Source organism: Phormidesmis sp. 146-33, from assembly GCF_052939515.1.
In genome coordinates, this window is sequence record NZ_JBJPHU010000003.1 from 48,950 (window position 1) to 67,271 (window position 18,322).

General features: G+C 48.4%; 16 protein-coding genes. 1 reads left to right on the forward strand and 15 read right to left on the reverse strand.

What is annotated here, in order from left to right:
* Positions 1 to 178: 178 nt before the first annotated feature.
* Positions 179 to 1,051 carry an alpha/beta fold hydrolase gene (locus ACJ2PR_RS02205; RefSeq protein WP_446859095.1) on the forward strand — a complete coding sequence of 291 codons (873 nt, stop codon included), beginning with the start codon at positions 179 to 181 and terminating at the stop codon, positions 1,049 to 1,051.
* Between the two features lie 168 nt (positions 1,052 to 1,219).
* Here the strand turns inward: ACJ2PR_RS02205 and ACJ2PR_RS02210 are convergent, their stop codons facing one another.
* The 15 genes from ACJ2PR_RS02210 to ACJ2PR_RS02280 form a co-directional block, all read right to left on the reverse strand.
* On the reverse strand, positions 1,220 to 2,236 hold the full coding sequence (locus ACJ2PR_RS02210) for an MraY family glycosyltransferase (protein ID WP_446869962.1): 1,017 nt from the start codon (positions 2,234 to 2,236) through the stop codon (positions 1,220 to 1,222).
* Positions 2,237 to 2,257: 21 nt separating this feature from the next.
* The gene (locus tag ACJ2PR_RS02215; RefSeq protein ID WP_446875745.1) at positions 2,258 to 3,232 is read right to left on the reverse strand and encodes a UDP-glucose 4-epimerase family protein; all 975 of its coding nucleotides are present in this window, start codon (positions 3,230 to 3,232) and stop codon (positions 2,258 to 2,260) included.
* Positions 3,229 to 3,984, reverse strand: coding sequence for a glycosyltransferase family 2 protein (locus tag ACJ2PR_RS02220; RefSeq protein ID WP_446859098.1), 756 nt, complete (start codon positions 3,982 to 3,984; stop codon positions 3,229 to 3,231). Before ACJ2PR_RS02220 ends, ACJ2PR_RS02215 begins: the two co-directional genes overlap by 4 nt.
* A gap of 360 nt (positions 3,985 to 4,344) precedes the next feature.
* Positions 4,345 to 5,262 carry a hypothetical protein gene (locus ACJ2PR_RS02225; RefSeq protein ID WP_446875746.1) on the reverse strand — a complete coding sequence of 306 codons (918 nt, stop codon included), beginning with the start codon at positions 5,260 to 5,262 and terminating at the stop codon, positions 4,345 to 4,347.
* A 637-nt stretch (positions 5,263 to 5,899) separates the two neighbouring features.
* The gene (locus tag ACJ2PR_RS02230; protein ID WP_446875747.1) at positions 5,900 to 6,472 is read right to left on the reverse strand and encodes a YdcF family protein; all 573 of its coding nucleotides are present in this window, start codon (positions 6,470 to 6,472) and stop codon (positions 5,900 to 5,902) included.
* 452 nt (positions 6,473 to 6,924) lie between these two features.
* A complete protein-coding gene (locus tag ACJ2PR_RS02235) occupies positions 6,925 to 7,863 on the reverse strand; it encodes a hypothetical protein (protein WP_446875748.1) in 939 nt (312 codons plus the stop codon).
* Between the two features lie 51 nt (positions 7,864 to 7,914).
* Positions 7,915 to 9,267, reverse strand: a complete 1,353-nt coding sequence (locus tag ACJ2PR_RS02240; protein ID WP_446859102.1) for an O-antigen ligase family protein — start codon at positions 9,265 to 9,267, stop codon at positions 7,915 to 7,917.
* A 22-nt stretch (positions 9,268 to 9,289) separates the two neighbouring features.
* Positions 9,290 to 10,564 carry a glycosyltransferase gene (locus ACJ2PR_RS02245; RefSeq protein WP_446875749.1) on the reverse strand — a complete coding sequence of 425 codons (1,275 nt, stop codon included), beginning with the start codon at positions 10,562 to 10,564 and terminating at the stop codon, positions 9,290 to 9,292.
* A complete protein-coding gene (locus ACJ2PR_RS02250; protein WP_446859104.1) occupies positions 10,548 to 11,606 on the reverse strand; it encodes an NAD-dependent epimerase/dehydratase family protein in 1,059 nt (352 codons plus the stop codon). The genes ACJ2PR_RS02245 and ACJ2PR_RS02250 overlap by 17 nt, the downstream gene beginning before the upstream one ends.
* Positions 11,607 to 11,659: 53 nt before the next feature.
* A complete protein-coding gene (locus ACJ2PR_RS02255; RefSeq protein WP_446875750.1) occupies positions 11,660 to 12,748 on the reverse strand; it encodes a hypothetical protein in 1,089 nt (362 codons plus the stop codon).
* Entirely contained in the window at positions 12,748 to 13,923 is a 1,176-nt protein-coding gene (locus tag ACJ2PR_RS02260) for a glycosyltransferase family 61 protein (RefSeq protein WP_446875751.1), read from the reverse strand. Before ACJ2PR_RS02260 ends, ACJ2PR_RS02255 begins: the two co-directional genes overlap by 1 nt.
* A gap of 67 nt (positions 13,924 to 13,990) precedes the next feature.
* Positions 13,991 to 14,740 (reverse strand): FkbM family methyltransferase, encoded by a 750-nt coding sequence (locus tag ACJ2PR_RS02265; protein ID WP_446875752.1) that lies wholly within the window; start codon positions 14,738 to 14,740, stop codon positions 13,991 to 13,993.
* A 352-nt stretch (positions 14,741 to 15,092) separates the two neighbouring features.
* On the reverse strand, positions 15,093 to 16,292 hold the full coding sequence (locus ACJ2PR_RS02270) for a glycosyltransferase family 4 protein (RefSeq protein WP_446867353.1): 1,200 nt from the start codon (positions 16,290 to 16,292) through the stop codon (positions 15,093 to 15,095).
* A 208-nt stretch (positions 16,293 to 16,500) separates the two neighbouring features.
* Positions 16,501 to 17,376, reverse strand: coding sequence for a glycosyltransferase (locus tag ACJ2PR_RS02275; RefSeq protein ID WP_446867352.1), 876 nt, complete (start codon positions 17,374 to 17,376; stop codon positions 16,501 to 16,503).
* Positions 17,373 to 18,200, reverse strand: a complete 828-nt coding sequence (locus ACJ2PR_RS02280) for a glycosyltransferase family 2 protein (protein ID WP_446867351.1) — start codon at positions 18,198 to 18,200, stop codon at positions 17,373 to 17,375. The genes ACJ2PR_RS02275 and ACJ2PR_RS02280 overlap by 4 nt, the downstream gene beginning before the upstream one ends.
* Positions 18,201 to 18,322: the final 122 nt, after the last annotated feature.

The window sequence follows — 18,322 nt, forward strand, 5'->3', positions numbered from 1 at the left end:
GCGCTTACAAAAACGAAGTCTACCTTCGACCATCAGGAAAGCGGTTTAACCTGCGGCAGATTTTGTTCCGATCGTCGCGATTCGTCAGGTTCATCTTTTTGAGAGTGCCTTCTTCATTCCTTAGCCAAGTTTTAAAGCTCAAAACTTTTTGAGATCGCCTTCACGGTAGGATAGAAACATGTCTACCATCTCTGTTTTGGGAGTGCTGCATCGCTATGACTTGACGGCTCCCACCGATTCGCGTGAAGTTTTGGTTTTTGTCCACGGCTGGCTTTTGAGTCGTCATTATTGGCAACCGCTGACTCAGAAACTGGCGATCGACTATCAATGTCTCACCTACGATTTGCGCGGTTTTGGAGAATCTCAGCCGGGTCGCTCGCTCGATTGGGAGCATTCGACAGCGCTCTATAGCCTTCAAGCCTACGCGAGGGATTTGGGACTGTTACTAGAAGCGCTCAATCTTTCTAACGTTTGGCTAGTGGGTCATTCGCTGGGTGGCAGTATCGCGCTATGGGCGGCGGATCAGATGAGCGATCGAGTCAGCGGTGTGATCTGTGTGAATGCGGGAGGCGGCATCTACCTCAAAGAAGAGTTTGAGCGGTTTCGCAACGCTGGGAAGCAAATTGTCAAGATGCGGCCGCGCTGGCTGAGTCGGATGCCCTTGATCGATCGGTTGTTTGTGCGGGCGAGTGTGGTCAAGGCTATCGATCGCCATTGGGCAAAACAGCGCTTGATCGATTTTGTGGTGGCTGACTCGGAGGCGGCTTTGGGGACGCTGTTAGATTCTACGACGGAGGCAGAAGTGCATTCTCTTCCTCAAGTGGTGGCTCGACTTCGGCAGCCCGTCTACTTCATTGCGGGGTCAAAAGATCCGATCATGGAGCCAAAATATGTCCGGCATCTAGCCAGCTTTCATGCTCTCTTTGGGGACTGCGGAGAAAACGTGTTTGAGATTGCTGACTGCGGACATTTGGCGATGGTGGAGCAGACAGAAGCCGTTGCCCTACAAATTAGGGCGATCGTTCAGGGGAGCCAAGTTCACGAGATCTAGTAGACCGCAGGTTCGATGAGGTTTCTTGCTGCGTTGTTCAGCGCTTCTGCCCCCCAAACCCCCCAATTTTGGGGGACTTTAAGACAAGGTTTTGCTTTAAAGTTTCTCACGGGTAGGGGATTTGGGGAGCGTTTTTAGACTCGTAATCTTTGTAGAGGACAAGCGAGATTATTGAGTAACGATCGCTTCTCGCTCTCTTTTTTGCATGGTTAGATAGACTTCGGCAAGCCCGATCGCGCTGACTCCACTCATCAGACTCATCAGAGCGCCGACTTCATGAAAGAAATGTAGGTTAGCTGCAATGATCATCGTCATCAGAATGTAGCTAGAGGCGACAGATGCATGGCTCCATCCTGCTTGCTGCAATCTTTGGTAAATGTGAGTTCGGTGAGGCTTAAAGATATTTTCGCGTCGTTGTAAGCGGCGAACTAGCGTGTAGATCGCATCCGCTACTAGAGGCAACGTAATCGCCAACGCTGACCAGGATTGAACGGCATTGTGCGACTGATCAAGTAGCCCGATCGCCACCGTCGCGCCCAAAACCGTACTACCAACATCTCCCATAAAAATCTTGGCGGGTGACCAGTTCCACCACAAAAATCCTAGTAGGGCAACTAGCAGGAGTAGCAGAATCGGCTGATTGAGTTCGATAGCCAAAAAGCCAAGCTGTACAACAGTGACACCCGCTACTAGACCATCTAAGCCATCCATAAAGTTGTAGAAGTTGATCAATGCCGTCATCCCAATTATGGTGAGGACTACTGCAACGATGGTTCCGGCTAGTCCTAATGGAGTCAGCCACGGTTGAGGAAATGCGCCAAACCAAAATACAGCAATGCTGGCGGACATTAACTGAACTAAGTAACGAATCGCAGAAGGCACACTGTAGCGATCGTCAACAATTCCGACGATTGCCAAGGGCAACAACACAGACCAGATATGTAGCGCATCCGTCGGCTTTAGAATTGAATGCTCTGAATTGGTGAGAAAAGGCAATGCTGCACTCGTCAGCGCAAACGCAATTACGAATCCTAATCCACCCCCGCGAGGAGTCGGTTTTGTATGAGAACTGCGATCGTTGGGCACATCCAACAAATAAGAACTCAGATAGTTACGGATAAGCGCAACCAGCAGAAAACTAAGCAATCCACTGGCAATGAGAAAGCTAGGAAAAGTATGTGTCATGAGCGGTTCAAGCAAACATTGCTATAGGTGAGAACTCGATCGCAGATACTCGTCAGCCGTCGCTTTTAAGCCTTGTTGCAAACTAAAAGGCGGCTGCCAGTTCAACGTATGGCCAAGCTTGCTGCTGTCTACTGTGAGAGAGCCGAGCAGACGAGCGATCTCCGCAGACTTTCCCGTAATTTGTCCCAAACGTTTTAGTACTTCTGGCGACACAGGCAACAAGCGGGCAGGACACCCCAACGCAATTGCTAGATGCTGAATTAAATCAGGCGTAGAGACATCCACGCCATCACTGACTAGAAAGGTTTGCCCACTGGCGGCCGGGTGAGCGGCACAGGTCAAAATGGCATCCACCAGATTGCCGACATACACCAGACTACGAGCATTCTCAACTCGACCAAATGGCAACGGCACACCCTGCTTAACTAACTTCATGAGTTGCTGAAAATTAGCCTTCACGCCCGCCCCATAGACCAGTGGCGGTCTGAGAATGACCACTTCTAATCCAGTTTCGGCGGCGACATGCTCAAGGGCAGACTCTGCTTCCCATTTGCTAATTCCATAGGGATCTTGAGGGTTGGGCTGACTGGATGCCGAATAGGTTTTAGCATCTGGAGTAGGACAGGTTAATTGCCCTTCGCCATTGACCTTAATCGAACTGAGATAAACAAATCGACGCACTCCCGATCGAGCAGCGGCGATCGCCAATTCTCTAGTCGCTTCAGTATTGACAGCCCGAAACGCAGCTAAAGGATCGCTCACCTTGTCTCGCATGACATGCACACGAGCCGCTAGATGAACAATGCAATCGACTTGAGACAACACCTCAGAACGAGTTGCAAGATCCGTCAGAGACTCTACAACAACGGGTTTGACTTCACTGGGCAATGTGTGATCGAGCGAGCGTACCACGCCAAAAAACTGAGTATCTGAGTGGGGCGATCGACACAGTGCTGACCCTACAAAGCCAGTTGCGCCTGTTACCAAAATTTTCATGTCGGGCGTTGAATGAGTTGAAAAACCTTCGTGAAATATTTGGAAAACACCCGGACTAAGTTAGTACGAATCTGATTTTCGGCACACCCTCTAACAATCTCTCGATTGAGCACCCAATTACTCTTCAAACTCGTCGTACTCACCCCTCCCACTCGCATTTTGACCATGACTTGGGGAATGTAGCTGTAAGAGAGTTTGTGCTTTGCCAAAAAGCGAGTTAGCAGTTCATAGTCTGAGGCAATCTTGTAGTCGGTTTTGAACAGTCCATAGCGCTCATAAGCCCACCGTTTAACAAAGAAAGTTGGGTGAGCGGGCATCCATCCATCTGCAAACTTTTTGGGATGAAATTTTGCTGAACTGTAGTAGCGAACGACTTTATTCAAATCATCCGGTTTAACAAAAACAAGATCCCCAAAGACCGAATCTGCTTGAGTTTGCTCAAACTGTTTAACAACGGTAGAAATAATGTTGGTATCTGCGTAGAAATCATCTGAGTTGAGAATGCCGATGATTTCGCCTGATGCAAGCTTAATGCCCTTGTTCATGGCATCGTAAATGCCGCGATCGGGTTCAGAAATAAACTGAGCGATCTGATGGCGATACGATTGGAGTACTGCAACAGTGCCATCTGTCGAAGCTCCGTCAATAATAATATGTTCGATGTCTGGATAGTCTTGCGATAACACAGACTTTACTGTATCTTCAATTGTTTTGCGCCCGTTGTAGACAACGGTAATGATAGAGACTTTCATCACGATCCCATATACAACAAGTAGTGTAAAAATCCGGGCATTATTGAATTGATCTCTGAAGCATAGAGATTTTCCTCACGCTGGATCTTTCTTAAAACGCGAGGCAATCAGAACGCTGACTCTTTTTGCTTTAATAGATCAACTACGCCCTAGATCAACTCAGCAGACCAACTCAGCAACCCTGGCACCTATGTCCATCAGAACTAATTTCAGTCGATCGCAACTCAACATTTTTAGTCGGTGACTCGCTTTAAGATCCGCCTAGCAATCTCCAACTCAGTCTGTGATCGAGAATGCTTTAAACAATCGAGGTTTGACGATCCACACAGTTGCGTCAATTTGCGATTTGCAGGGTCAGGTTTAAGCCGATACTTTAGAGCTTTGGCGGATAAATTCGATCGTTTTCTGCCACCAGCTATCTTGGGGATTGAAAGCAGTGCTGGCTGGACGACTAAATCCATTCCAGTCCCACAAAATCGCCCCCTGTGCCCCTGTCGATCGCACCGTTTGTAACTGCTTAAGCCAAAAATCTCCCGGTATGTAGGAGTAGGCCAGCAGTCGATTACTCATGTGATACCGAGGCCATAGGAAGGGCAGCACAGGCTTACCAAACCGTTGAGCTTCCGCAATGTTTGCGCGGGCGTAGGCTGCCCAGGCATCTTGATCGGTGTAAAAGGTGTAGAGAGAAGGTGCAATAAAATCGACCTTTGCCGTTAAAGGTCTTAGAAATTCATTAGCTGCTTGCCATTTAGTCGATCGATTGGCATCTTTAGCTAAAGGAACCCAATAATCTCGAATAGGCGGAAACCCATAGACTCCAATCTTTAAGGAGGGGCGCTCGCTTTTCATCCAATCAATGACCTGGATGATTTTTTGCATGGTTTTCTGCACGTCTGCTGTAGAGGCCGTGCGAATATCAAAGGGCCAATGCTCAATGTTAACTACAAAGTAGCGATTCCCTTGTTGAACTGCGGTGCGAGCTAGTTGCCGACAAGCGGCCTCGTCTGGAGATGACCGGTCTTTGTAGTTTCGCCAAAAGCCTAAGTGGGTCACCCAAATTTTCTCCATGCCGATCGACGGCTTATTAGGATACAACAGCGAATCAAACACCTTGAACGAGGAAGTTGAGACTGTTTGGACAGGTTGCGGTTGAGCAGGATTAGTTGTCTTGTAGAAATAAGAATGCCAGAAACCAAGGTTTAGCAACAAAGGCAGTAGAAATCCAGCGCTAAACAGGATGAACCAGAACGCTTTATGGCGTAGGAAGCGAAACCTCATAATGTGCACTCTATTCCCAGAAGTTAGTGACATTCAGTAAACTTTAAGTGACTTATAGTTGCTACATTTTGATCAATGACGAGTGAGCCTCGATCATCAAGCAGTTGGAATTAAAATAACGTGAATTCGATAGAGTTTTTCCGCTCTGTTACTCAGCACTTCAGCCCCCCAGCCCCCCAATTCTGGGGGACTTTTGGACAAGATCTCTCGTTCAAAGTCCCCCAATTTTGGGGGATTTAGGGGGCTGAAGCCGATTGAAACGAAGCGAGTCACTCTCATCGAACTGACGTTAAAATAACGGGGCTAATTAAATTGTCTTCATATCAATTTCTCAGCACTGATATAGCAGTCTTAAATCAATTGTGAGAATATTTTCGGAATGTTTGTATAAACATATGCAATCGCTTCGCCACCCTGCTAAAAGAGATTTGCTTCAATTTCTTCGCTTCGTTATTCAGCGCTTCTGCCCCCCAACCCCACAATCTGGGGGACTTTAGACCATTCGAGCTACAAATTTCTGAGTAGATGGAAGCGTTAGGGGGTTATTTTCGGAATGGTTATACAAAACGTATATGTAGTCATTCAAAGTGACCAGCGTTTTGCTTCTACTGCTCTTAAGGGCATCGGAAGGTAGGGGTTACTCTTGGTCTTGGCAAGCCCAATGCTGCTTTAGACTGGCACCCGTGCGACCTGTCGCTAACCAAACAAAAGACCGCCCAATATCCCTGAGAATCCGCAGATTTGATTCGGGAGGGCGGTGAGACGGAACGACCATCGGAGTAAACGCAATTCCCTGGCTTCCCAAAACGATCGTGGCGATCGCCATTGCTCTGGGCATATGAAAATCCGACGTTAATACATAAACATGTCGAATGTCGCGTTTTCGCAAGTCTTTGATCACCGTCGTAAAGTTGGTCACTGTATCGGTCGCTCGGCAATCCCAGTGCAGTCGCATCGGAGCAATGTCAGCGCTCTCAAAGATCGTCGCCGCCTGGGGCGAACCTGTCGAAACCCAGACCGCCAATTGAGAATGGGCTTGAATCGTGGGCACAGACGATCGCTCTCGATCGGCTCCCCCTCCCAAAAATAAAATTAGTTGCGGCTCAGGAGCTTGCTGCTTTGCCTGGGCGAGTTTTGCAGGAATGTAGCCAACACAAACGATAGTTAGCAGTGCGCTGACGCACCAAAAACGACGGGGTTGCTTAAACACAGCAGGAACTTAATCATGGTAGACACCTTTCCTGACTACTGTACTGTGTTTAGGGAAGTCTGGCAGCACCCTACCTCAAATTTCTACCTCCAGCAATTTTCTGTTCTCCATGAACTTATCCATCAGTTTTGACCAAAGAGATACGGCATTGACCCATCGATCGCTGCGTTTGTGTTGTTTAGGAAGCCGAAATGAACGCGACGTGCAACTTCTTTAAGTCCTCCCTTCTTAAGGCTACCGTGTACACACAAGTTGCTTAATCGTTTATTGCCGAGATCTTCGCCCCCTAAATCCCCCAATCTGGGGGACTTTGAACTCGGATTCTGGGCTTGAAGTCCCCCAATTTTGGGGGATTTAGGGGGCTGAAGCCGACTGAAACGAAGCGAGAAAGAGATGTGTGTACACAGTAGCTTCTTAAGGGGAACGTTGCAACTTTGCAGGCTTGATCACGCTCAGGCTCTCGCGGGGATGAGCGCCCGTTTCATTTTTCGCAAAAACAACAGGCCTTTGACGATGACCAATCCTCTGGGACGAAGCTTTCGCAGCGTTTTTTTGACCGTCGCTAATTCAGTGTCTAATAGCCGCACTTCTTCAGGTAACTGAAACGCGATCGGGGGTTGCGGAGGGTTGGCCCGGTTAAAAAAGCGGCGGGCCGATCGCCAACCGTGGGTGCCCGTTCCATCAAACCCGATGTTGTTGATATAGCTAATCGGCGGAAATAAGGTACATCCCCGCTGCTTAAAAATACTCCAGTACCAGCGGATCGCCCAAGAATCGAGCGTCCCAGACATTTGCATCTTGAGCGTGTTGAAGTAATCAAACGTGCCGTCAAAGTTGAATCGAGTGCGGAGATCGCGATCGTGTTCCAGTGCTTCCCAGCCGACTGCTTGCGGATCAAAGTGCGCCCAGGCTCGTTTCCAGGTTGCCCAACCCCAGGAGGTATGAATTGGAAGAAACAGCGCTTCTGTGCGTTGAGTAAATTCGGGCACCGGATACATATGAGCCGAGACTTGCATCACAGAAGGTTCTGCTTCATATTGGTCAAGGGCAGCATTCAAAAAGCCTAGACAGCGCGGATGTACCACAAGATCGTCTTCGATAATGATGCAGCGATCGTAGGTGCGAAACACCAGGTTGATTCCAGAAATAATTGAGTTTGCCAGACCTTGATTCTGGGGAGCCTCAATGATCTTGGCAGTTTCTCCGACTAGCTCACGTACCAGGCTGCGCGTTTCTTGAATTTTGTCAGCATCCTCTGGCTTTTTGGCTCCATCACAAAAGACAAACAAAGGACTCTCCGCAAACTCTGGACACTGCATCAGGCTGATCAGCGTCTGTCGAGTGTGATCGGGGCGCTTATAGATAAACAAGGCGATCGGGGAATAGCTCATGGAAATAGTACAATTGGGGCATCGATCGTGAAACAAACAACAAACGAGGAACTAGGATGCGTCCCAGCGGGAGTTTTGAATCGCCCTCTTTCCTAGCCGCAAGTAAGCAATCAGAACGCCAATAGACGTAATCGGTAAAAAGCTTCTGTAAGGATCGCCGTGGAATGAAAACATACAGACTGCTTGAGCAAATATCACAATACAAAAGCTAGAAATTGTGGCGTAATCACTGTTCAAAAACTGCTCTGGTGTAGGAAAAGACTTGATCACTCTCCGCACATCAGGCTTCATGATAAAGATGACTTGAATCATGCGGTAGAAGATGTATATAAACGGCACCACAAAGGTCACAACCCCTAACAGTCCAAACTCAGTTGAAACCTGGAGAAACGCATTGTGTGCGGCGTGAGCAGAGTACAACCCATTCCCTGTCATCGGATTTTGCATAAACCCTTCCCAGGCAGTCTGATAGAGAACTTCTCTCTGCTGTGTAGAACGATCTTGGCTGCCGCCGCCAGTCAATATTTGAGTGAAGGAACTAACTCGTTCTAAACCAGACTCCAGCGCCACAGTAATAGGGGATGCTTTTTCTGATGGGCCGCCCCCTCGCGCGGCCGGAACAAACGATTCGCTCGCCAGGGAAAACGAGAACACTAAGGTAACTACAATAAATCCATTCAACACTACCCTGGACAAGCTTTTGTTAGAGCGAGCCAAAACTTTTAAGCTGTAAATCGCCACGAAGGCACCCCCCAAAAAGATAGACAATAGGGCGCTACGAGTGCCTGTAGAGAGACAAACCGATAGCCCAGGTAAGCTTACTACTAGCCAAACCAGATTCCAGGGATACTTAGCACGCATTGCCAAAATTAGACTGGTCAGAAAAGCATAGGCTCCGGTGTACCCCAAAATGATGGGATTGTTACTTGCGCCAGCCACCAGTCGCCGACCGTGATCGGCCCAGTTTGCAGTTCCGGTAATCACCTGAGCCAGAATAATCGAGGAAGTCAGGATCGTAATCAGATTGGAGACCTGGCAAACCAGCTTAAATTGTTTGAGCGTCAAACTTCGCGCAACTGCTAGAGAAGTCCAGTACAAAGAAAAATAGATTACAAGATTTTCTGGAAATTCAGCCGCAAATCTGCCTTCTCGCAGGTCATATAGAAAGAGGATCACAAACAGGAGATACAGCAAATCGATCGGTTCTAGCCGCAGCAGTTTTTCACGACAGTCTTTGACAAATAGGGCAATGACAAGCGGGATTCCGACTAAGGTAAGCTGATAGGCTGCTGTGAGCGCACTAGACTGAAGACCCGCAGAAAACCCAGTAATGCAGAAATAGAAAGTCAAGCCATGAAGATAGAGACTGAGTAATACAGCACTTAATTTCGATAGTAGCTTCATAAGATTTCTGCGTCAGGTAGATCTAAACAGACAGTAGCGTTTGCAGGATGGTGTCAACAAATTGCCCAGCCAGGTTTTGATTAACAAATTCCTGCATTTTGGCAGCATTGTGCTTGAGACGATCGCTCCCTTGTAACCAGTCAGTCACCCCTTGAGCGATCGCCTCTGGCTGGCTGGCATCGACGACCAACCCTAATTCGTAATGGCGGACTAGCTCTCCCATCAGCCCATAGTCTGTAGACAAGACTGGTTTTTGCGCCGCCGCCGCGTGCAACAAAATAGAACTCATGCCCACATGTCGCTGATAGGTTGCCAGCACGTTATCCGCCAGTTCAAAGTAGCGTTGTACTGCGTCGCCTTTGATGTATTGATCATTGAGGATTACCTGAACTGACGTCGTTTGCTGTAGCTGCTGGATCTGAGCGACGATCGCGGGTTTATCCGCTAGGGGCAGTGGCCCCGCTAACAGTAAGCAAATCTGCTGCCCCAGTTCTGAAGGGAGCGCTGACATTGCCGTCAAAATCTGATAGATTCCTTTGCGCCGATTGAGTTCGCCAAACAGCAATAAAACCTGGCGATCGGGTGCAATTCCCAAATCCTGTCTCAGTTGTGCAGTTGCTTCAGGCTGGGGGTGATGGGGCTGAACGGGATCAGCCAGCGGCAGGACTTTGACCCTAGGATTACATTGCTGAATCTGGGGAACCGCGAAGGCATCGAGCGAAAACAAAGTCTTTAGCTGAGGATTGCGGAGAATCAGGGTGAGTAATCGCTTTTGTCGCCACTGTCGCAGCGTATCTTGCCAGGTTGGGTGATAGTCTGCAAAGCGACTGTAATGAAAAGTGGGTCTGAAATAAATGCCCGCGATCGGACAGGGAGCGCGCCGCCCCGCCACCAAGGGAATTTGGCAAGTATCGAAATACATCAACAGTGCTTGAGTCGCCTGGAGTTGGCTGGCATAGTTACACAAGAGATGCCATTCAGCAAACGACTTAGAAAGCAGAGATTTTTGTTGCTCAAACTGGGCAAATTCACGCTCGGAAATGGCTGTAAACTGAACTCGACTGTCCGACGTTTCGTAAGCCAGCGCAGTAATGTCGGCGTGACGATCGAAAAACTGCGGAGACACGACCACATGCAGCGTTCCGGGGCGCTGTTGCTCAACCCAATCCCGCACTAGATATTGGATATAGACTGGATGGTGCCCACTGGCTGCCAGGTCAAATAACAGTAGTTTGGGCGTGTCTAACTTTTGAGTCGATGGGTCGATCGCCGATCGGGGACTATCTAACTGCTGCATATTTGGCTGCCTCGGCCGCAATGATTTCCTGAAAAATATCCGTCAGGCTGCGCGTAATGCTCCACTCTGGAAAATGGCTCTTGAGCTTTCGCAGGTCAGACATGTAGCAGATGTGATCGCCAATTCGATTTTGATCGACATAAACCCAATTGACGCGCTTGCCCGTGAGCTGTTCGATCAAGTCAAACGATTCTAGAATAGACACGCTGTTATCACGGCCGCCGCCCAGGTTATACACTTCTCCTGGCTTGGGGTTGTTGCGGAAGGCTTCAAAGGCTTGGATCACATCGTAGCTGTGAATGTTGTCGCGCACCTGTTTGCCCTTGTAGCCAAACACCTTGTAAGTGCCGCCTGTGATGGCGACTTTGACCAGGTAAGACAAAAAGCCGTGTAGCTCAACGCCAGAGTGAGAAGGGCCGGTCAGACAGCCGCCGCGAAAGATGCCGACCTTCATACCAAAATAGCGACCGTACTCTTGAGCGACGACATCCGCCGCCGCTTTGGACGCGCCAAACAAGGAATGTAGACAGCGATCGATGCGTTGGGTTTCGGCAATCCCGTGGTAGTCGTCTGGGTTGGCGTAATCGTAGCGTTTTTCTAGCTCAACGCGGGGCACTTCGTTAGGCGAGTCGCCATACACTTTGTTGGTGCTGATGTGAATAAACACCGCCTCTGGGCAAAATTGGCGCGTAGCTTCTAGCAAATTCACCGTACCCAGAGCATTGACTTCAAAATCGAGCAAAGGAATCTGACACGCTTTGTCGTGAGACGGTTGAGCCGCACAGTGAATAATCAGATCAAAAGAGTGGGACTGGAAGAGGTCAAACAAGCGATCGCGATCGCGAATATCAATGCTGTAAGGCTGAAAGCTGCGCGTTTTGGACTGTAACCGTTGCAGATTCCAGGTGGTGTCGCCCTGCGCGCCAAAAAACTCTGCCCGCATGTTGTTGTCAACCCCGATCACCTGATGTCCTTGGCGATCGTAGTACTCCACCGCTTCGGAACCAATCAAACCATTTGAGCCTGTTACCAATACCTTCATTGTTTCTGATCTCTTGGGGGTCTACTGCAAAAGGGTTGCTTGTCGCAATCTCGTTAGTGGGCGAGTTCGAGCAAGCAGTTAATAAAGCGTTTCTCTGCTTTCACTGGACGAGGCAACACTTCAGGACGCTCCAAAGTTTTTGCCATGAGATCTGTCAGTTCAAACCGATCGTCATAGCAATACACGCCAGCATAGGTGAACGCACTCCGGCAAGCGTTGCCATTGGCAATTACAGGAATGCCAGCAATCAACATTTCAGGAATGCGAGTAATCGCTCCGGCTCCAGCTTGCTGATGAATCAGAGCCGCTTTTGCCCGAAGCATCAACTCATTTAGTTTCTCTAGCTCAACTGCGCCGTGCAGGAAGAAATCAGAATGATTACAATAACTTAACAATTCATCCGTCCCAAAACCCACGATATCTACCTGAAATTCCAGCGTTTTACGGACTTCTTGCAGCCAGTTAAGTTGCTCGATCATGCCAGCTTTGGTGGGAGGATTTTTAGCATTTCCCAAAATTAAAAAGCGGGATGGCTGTTCTCTCGTTCTGGCTTCACGCAGGCTCAAGAGGCGCTCAAAGAGCTTTGCAGGCGGATAGTAAGGTAGGAAATGGGCATTGACCCCTTTGAGCCTCAAAAGCCATTCTTCTTCGCGGGCGATACAAAACACGATGTCAGCCTTGGCGAGGGCCTGCGCTTCGATATCAAAACTTTCAAAAAAAGCATTTTGTCCGGTGACCAACGCCTCCAGGTTTTGAGGTACGCCGACGATTTTGAAGTGACGCTCATCAGCCACGTAGGGCGCAACATAGTTTTTGGTCGCTTCCCACACCATGACTTTGGCACCCGTGTGTTGCTGAAGTGCCTTTTGGTAAAGTTGGCGCTGAAATCCGCAAAAGGCAAGTGAGACAGGCGATTTGCTAATTTTTAGCTGATGCTGATTGATAAACCGCAGCGTGCTGGGATTGAGGATCGACTGAAGGCCCGCCAGGAGTCGATCGAGCTTTTTCTGCACGATTTTGCGGTCTAAGTTGGTGATTTCGATGCCCGCTTCTGCAATTAATTCAGCGATTTGGGCGGTTCTGTGATTGCCCCCATGCCCATCGGCATCAGCAGCAAAAAAACTATCTACGAGGATATTCATCAGGCTGATTCTAGAAAAGACTGCATCGTTTTCTCTAACGTTTGGATCGGAACAAAAATGTTGGGGTGTTGAGGATACTCTGAATTTTTGATCGTCTCCCCAAACAGACACCAATAATCCTGCTGCAAACAGTTGCTCATCGACCAGAAGCAAAGACTAGAAATCTTACTAGGTTCAAAAAATTCCAACACCTGGGTCGATGGCTGGGCAAACATTAAATTGGTTAATCCGGCTCCATGTGGGGCGACGATCGCCTTGGCTTCAGAGAAAAGCTGAACTTGTTCCTGAAGACTCATTGTTTCTAGAAAATACGTCTGAAACCCATACTGTCTGAGTAGCGCTTCGACGGCTGATTCGTTAGTAATTTTGCGACCTTTTGCCTTGGCGCGGCTAATCAAAATCAGCTTTTTACGATCTAGCGCTTCAGCTTGCAGATTAAACCGTTTGTAGAATGCCGATCGTACCCACTCATTCGCACCAGGCAGATCCCAACCCCAAACGGTATTTGGAGGCGAAAAGTAAAGGGTTTCTAGTTCCCAGATTTCTCGCCCTGGGTGAATCACGAGCCGATCTTGATTAAGTCCGATCGTCGCCAGCGCTTCGTATTGCCATGCTTTCAACCCATTGGGTACTACAAACTGAGTCTCCTGTGGCAGTCGATCGAGAATGCAATACAGCTTTTGCAGCACATCATGCATCCAGTGATAGTAGTTCCCGTAGGCAGCATTTAGTTGCAGCAGAGAATAGTATTTGCCAGCCTTTCTTTGGTGAGAGTAGGTTTGCTGTCTTAAGTAGCTGTAGTAGTCAGACTGATGCTGAAGCGATTGGCTACCCATGAGTGGCTCTGCGGTATAGCTGCCGTCCGGCAAAACCACAACGCCGTGTTTGCCCAGTAGCTTAGCCTGGTGAATCTGCACTAAGTACTTTTCGGCTGCCTGATTGCTGAGTTGAGATAAAAAGAGCGGATGAATGTCTGTATCCACTGTTTTCGGCGGCGATCGATGGATTCTACTGGCTTTAACAATGTCTTGATGCAGGATTTGCGCTGTACGGTCAGGCTGACTTCTCGCCCATTCCTTCACGTTTTCACAGATCGGCGGATGCCATTTCCACAAATTGTCTAAAACGGTTGCAGTAGAAGATTTAGCTAGTCGCAATAGGGTTTGGGTGTTCATCATTTTGTCCTGTGTGCGTATCCCTTGCTTGGAGCCTGAATGGTGAAGTCCAATTGCATCAGCTTGTCTACTTCCAGCCCTTGTAGCGCCGCAACTCGCTATCGTTTTTCACAAAGATAAAATCTCCACCCGTGAGCGCACCATCATAGGGTCGATAGTGGCACTCAACAATGTCATATAGACAGTAGTTATGGTCATACATGATTTCCATCAAGTCTTTTGGCGTTGTGCGATCGACATACGCTTCTAGACAACCAAATTCAATCACAAATAGTTCGGCTGCATTCAGCACTTGACTTCCGCCCTTTAAGGCTGGTAATTCTCCGCCTTGCAGATCGAGCTTTACTAGATTTGGAAATAGATTGAGTCTGGTAGCAATGTTATCTAAGGTATCTACTTTGACTTGAACGGTTTGATTGGCCTGTCCTTGAGTGTGATTGAGCAAAGAGGCGCTGGCGGCCTTGTCGGCATCTCCCCAAATGTTAAAAGAACTCTCTCCGGGTGCAGCGCCCAGAGCCAAGTTTTGGAGAGCTACCGCAGGCTTAATGTGAGCGAGTGTGCTGCTGATCTCGGCTTGTAGAGACGGATTTGGCTCCATTAGTACAATTTGTGCTTGAGGAAAAATGTCAGCGATCGTCGCGCTCCACGTCCCCTTAAATGCGCCCCCATCAAAAATAACTTTGGGAGAAAAGCCAAGTTTTTGAGTATGACGCAAGCGTTCTGTTGCGCTGGGCATGGAGGTCAAACTATGCTTTCGCAACAGGGCCAGGGGCCATTGAATGAGATCTTTAACTTTGGGCTTGATGTTCTTAATCATGGCTTATCTCCTGCTTTTGTGACTGGAGGATCGAAGCAAATTTCAAGGTCAGCTCGACCCCTTACGGGTAACTCGAAGAGATCAAGTTTCATCGCTGCGTTGTTAAGATCTTCTGCTGCAAACTCCTAATTCTGGAAGACTTTACATCAGCATTCTGAGTTAGGCGACTAGGCTTTCAGAATTTGATTAGACCTGCTGCGCGAATCCGGAAACGCCCCCTAAATCCCCCACAAGTGAGGGACTTTGAGCCAAGACTTGCGGTTTCATAGTCCCCCAGAATGGGGGATTTAGGGGGCACAAGCCGACCCAAACGGAGCAAGACCTAAGCAGGAGGTGACATCGAAAATTCTATTCACGCAGGAGGTCTATTGGCACCTGTCTGAGAAAGAGGCGTTGGATCTCCGCTCAAATCTTGGAGTAACAGCAGCGTTTCTCGCACCATCTTCTCTTCTGAAAAGTTTTGAGCCTGAATTTGTGCCTGTTCTGCCATTGTTTGCATGGATTCAGGATGCCGCAGTGCCCAGCGCAAGGTTTCTAATAAATCACAGCTATCCCCTTTACGAAACAAGCGCCCGTGTATCCGATCGACAATCAGTTCGGGAATCCCACAGGCATTAGAAGCGACGATCGGAATTCCATAAGCCATCGCCTCTAGGATCGCAAAGGGTTGCCCCTCAAAGCGACTGGGAAACACAAATAGATCTGCGGCTTGCAAAAACCGGGGCACATCAGCCCGATAGCCTAAGAAATGAACGCGATCGACCACTCCATACGCTTGTACTTGCTCAACCAGGGCTTCTCGCTTTTCGCCATCACCAATCCAAATAAAATGCAGATGGGGAAATTCTTGAATTAGATGGGGAATGGCTGGAATCAAGTCTACATAGCCCTTCTGGTCAGCCAAGCGTCCTACTGTTAATGCCAATTGGCTAGTCTCAGGCAACTTTAACTCAGCCCGAATCTGTTGTTGTAATGCCAACCCCGCTTCATTTGTTCCAGTGATTTGAGAAACCACTTTGGAGCCGTTGTAGATAGCCCGCACTGTTTCTGGGTCTGCCTGAAAAGAGGTGCAAATTTGTTTGCGATTATAGTTTGACACACCGATCCACTGCTGATTTCGCGATCTGGCCCAGGCGTATAGCTTTAGCTTGAGGTTGGGGAAAGATGCCACTTCTGGAAATAGGTGAAATACAACCATTGTGGGAGTTTTTAGCCAGCCACAAGCCAAAATGCTGTTGAAACAAGCGTTGTAGCCAGCTAGATTGATCTGAACTAGGTCGGGTCTTAGCTTGATCAACAACAACAGGGTCATCAAAAAGTTAGCGATGTAATCCAGCAACCGTATTGGGTAAACTTTCCGCTCCAGAATGTTTAGCGGATGATACTGGATGCCTCTTGCTTGAAAGTCTTGTACCAAAGTAGACATCTCAGGCACCTGCGGAAATGCCACATGAACGTCCCATCCTTGCTGGACTGCGGCAGTCGCGATCGTCAATGAATATTCTTCAACACCCCCGCGCTGAAGCGAGGAAGAAATAAATAATAAACGCATTCTAATTCAGGTAAAAGTCTGTAGAACTTGTGACGATCGACTTCAATATGAGTTGGATGATGCTTCGCCTGGTTGTTTACTGTAAATTCGATGAAAGTTTTTCGCTGTGTTGTTTAGCGCTTCTGCCCCCAAACTGCCAACTGTGGGAGACTTTCAGACTAAATCTCCTCTTCCTGAACTGGTAAGCGAAGACGTTCATCGCGCTACTTTAAGGCAGGAATGTCGCCCACCAGGTTTGCTGGAGAGTTGGCTTTAGTGCGCCGTAGGTTGAGGAAAGCCGATAAAAGGGCACCTGAAATAGCCACCAATAATTTTGACGATTGGCCACGATAAATCGGATGTCGGCTAACACCGATCGCCCCCACAAACCCAGCGCCGTTCGAGGCTGCAACTCGGTGGCATAGAGCAGTTTGAGAGCGAGTGCTTCTCGATAGCTACGACGATAAACCTGCGGCAGCGGCTCATTGTGTGAGTGGTAAACGGCAGATTGTGGTTCGTAGATGATGTGGTATCCCAGCTTTAACATCTCCCATGCCCAGGCTTGATCCTCACAGCCCGAAAGCGTTTCATCAAAGGTAGCTCTAGCCCAGCTACTTCGACGAACTGCTGCATTAGCATTAGAAAACACATGGTCGCGGCGATCGTCTGGATTGCTTTGTAGCTTTTGGGTTGCCCCATAGAAATCTAGATACTCTCGCACCACAGGCGGCCAGGCATCCGGTTGAGCAACTTGCCTCCCATAGACTCCAGCTACCTGGGGCACTTCAAAATGAGCAACTAGATATTTGAGCCAGTCGCGATCGCAAGGAAACGCATGGGCACTCAGCATCGCCACCACATCTGCCTCAGTTGCCGCCAGCCCTAAATTGAGCGATCGACCAAAAGTAAACTCAGCGGCAGGCATTTCGATTAGCTTGACATGAGGATGTTGTTTGATAATTTCAACCGTCCCGTCTGTAGAACCGGAATCTACAACAATCACCTCTGTGGGCGGGTAAGACTGTTGGGTAACGAGCCGTAATGCCTCCCCAATGTAAGGTGCCTCATTTTTTGTCCGAATCAGGACACTAATGGTCAGATTCATAGCTCAGAGTATCCTTTTGACAGTTTTGTTTGGCAAAGGTGAATGAGTCGTTGAGGTTGAGTTGAGAAAAACTGAATTCTGAGCCATTGATCTCGCAGCCAAAGTTGGGTTTGTTCGATCGGACTCAGAAACTGACGATGTTCTTTTAGCAATTGCACTACCCGACGATGCATGACACCCTTCTGCATATCGCTGTGGGTTTTTGTTCCTTCAATTCGACGAAAATTGCCCCAGGTCACCTCTACATATTTGACAGTCGCAACCCGCACCGCCCGCAAAATGAACTCTAAATCCATTGCATAATGTTCGTCGAGTTTGTATGGCCCGACTTGTTGATGTAGAGATGCATGATAAAAGTAAGCAGACGGATTGCAGGGATAAGGATGAACATTCACCCCGGTGACTAAATCAAACAAGCGCAGTTTCGTAGGTCGATTTACGTCAACTAAGTGCCCCGCATCGTCCCAAATGTTGCAATTTCCGGCTAGAAAGCTGGGATTGGGAAGCGTCTTGAACTGTTCCAGCACTTGATTTAAGACCTGGGGTTCATAGTAGTCATCCACATTGAGAACGGCAATGATCTCGCCCTTAGCAAGGTTAATACCTTTATTCATGGCATCTGATTGTCCGCGATCGGGTTCAGAGATCCAGCGAATATGAGTGTGACGTTGAGCGTATTGTTGAACAATCTCTATAGTCTGATCGGTAGAGCCACCGTCCACAATAATGTGTTCGATCGCAGCACAATCCTGTTGAATCACCGCCTCAAGGCAAGACTCAATAAACTTTTCACCGTTGTAAACTGGAGTAATTACGCTAATCATAAGCTGAGGCAAAATTTAAGTCATTAATGAGTAGACTTCAAGAGCTAGTGTTCAAGATGTAGACTTCAAGATATCGATGAGTCTGGAGTTACAGGGAATATTTAGCAGACCGCAAATCAAAG

Excerpts from the sequence above, each read along its gene's own strand:
- ACJ2PR_RS02205 (WP_446859095.1), top strand. The coding sequence starts at position 179 with ATGTCTACCATCTCTGTTTTGGGAGTGCTGCATCGCTATGACTTGACG.
- ACJ2PR_RS02210 (WP_446869962.1), bottom strand. The coding sequence starts at position 2,236 with ATGACACATACTTTTCCTAGCTTTCTCATTGCCAGTGGATTGCTTAGT.
- ACJ2PR_RS02215 (WP_446875745.1), bottom strand. The coding sequence starts at position 3,232 with ATGAAAATTTTGGTAACAGGCGCAACTGGCTTTGTAGGGTCAGCACTG.
- ACJ2PR_RS02220 (WP_446859098.1), bottom strand. The coding sequence starts at position 3,984 with ATGAAAGTCTCTATCATTACCGTTGTCTACAACGGGCGCAAAACAATT.
- ACJ2PR_RS02225 (WP_446875746.1), bottom strand. The coding sequence starts at position 5,262 with ATGAGGTTTCGCTTCCTACGCCATAAAGCGTTCTGGTTCATCCTGTTT.
- ACJ2PR_RS02235 (WP_446875748.1), bottom strand. The coding sequence starts at position 7,863 with ATGAGCTATTCCCCGATCGCCTTGTTTATCTATAAGCGCCCCGATCAC.
- ACJ2PR_RS02240 (WP_446859102.1), bottom strand. The coding sequence starts at position 9,267 with ATGAAGCTACTATCGAAATTAAGTGCTGTATTACTCAGTCTCTATCTT.
- ACJ2PR_RS02245 (WP_446875749.1), bottom strand. The coding sequence starts at position 10,564 with ATGCAGCAGTTAGATAGTCCCCGATCGGCGATCGACCCATCGACTCAA.
- ACJ2PR_RS02250 (WP_446859104.1), bottom strand. The coding sequence starts at position 11,606 with ATGAAGGTATTGGTAACAGGCTCAAATGGTTTGATTGGTTCCGAAGCG.
- ACJ2PR_RS02255 (WP_446875750.1), bottom strand. The coding sequence starts at position 12,748 with ATGAATATCCTCGTAGATAGTTTTTTTGCTGCTGATGCCGATGGGCAT.
- ACJ2PR_RS02260 (WP_446875751.1), bottom strand. The coding sequence starts at position 13,923 with ATGAACACCCAAACCCTATTGCGACTAGCTAAATCTTCTACTGCAACC.
- ACJ2PR_RS02265 (WP_446875752.1), bottom strand. The coding sequence starts at position 14,740 with ATGATTAAGAACATCAAGCCCAAAGTTAAAGATCTCATTCAATGGCCC.
- ACJ2PR_RS02270 (WP_446867353.1), bottom strand. The coding sequence starts at position 16,292 with ATGCGTTTATTATTTATTTCTTCCTCGCTTCAGCGCGGGGGTGTTGAA.
- ACJ2PR_RS02275 (WP_446867352.1), bottom strand. The coding sequence starts at position 17,376 with ATGAATCTGACCATTAGTGTCCTGATTCGGACAAAAAATGAGGCACCT.
- ACJ2PR_RS02280 (WP_446867351.1), bottom strand. The coding sequence starts at position 18,200 with ATGATTAGCGTAATTACTCCAGTTTACAACGGTGAAAAGTTTATTGAG.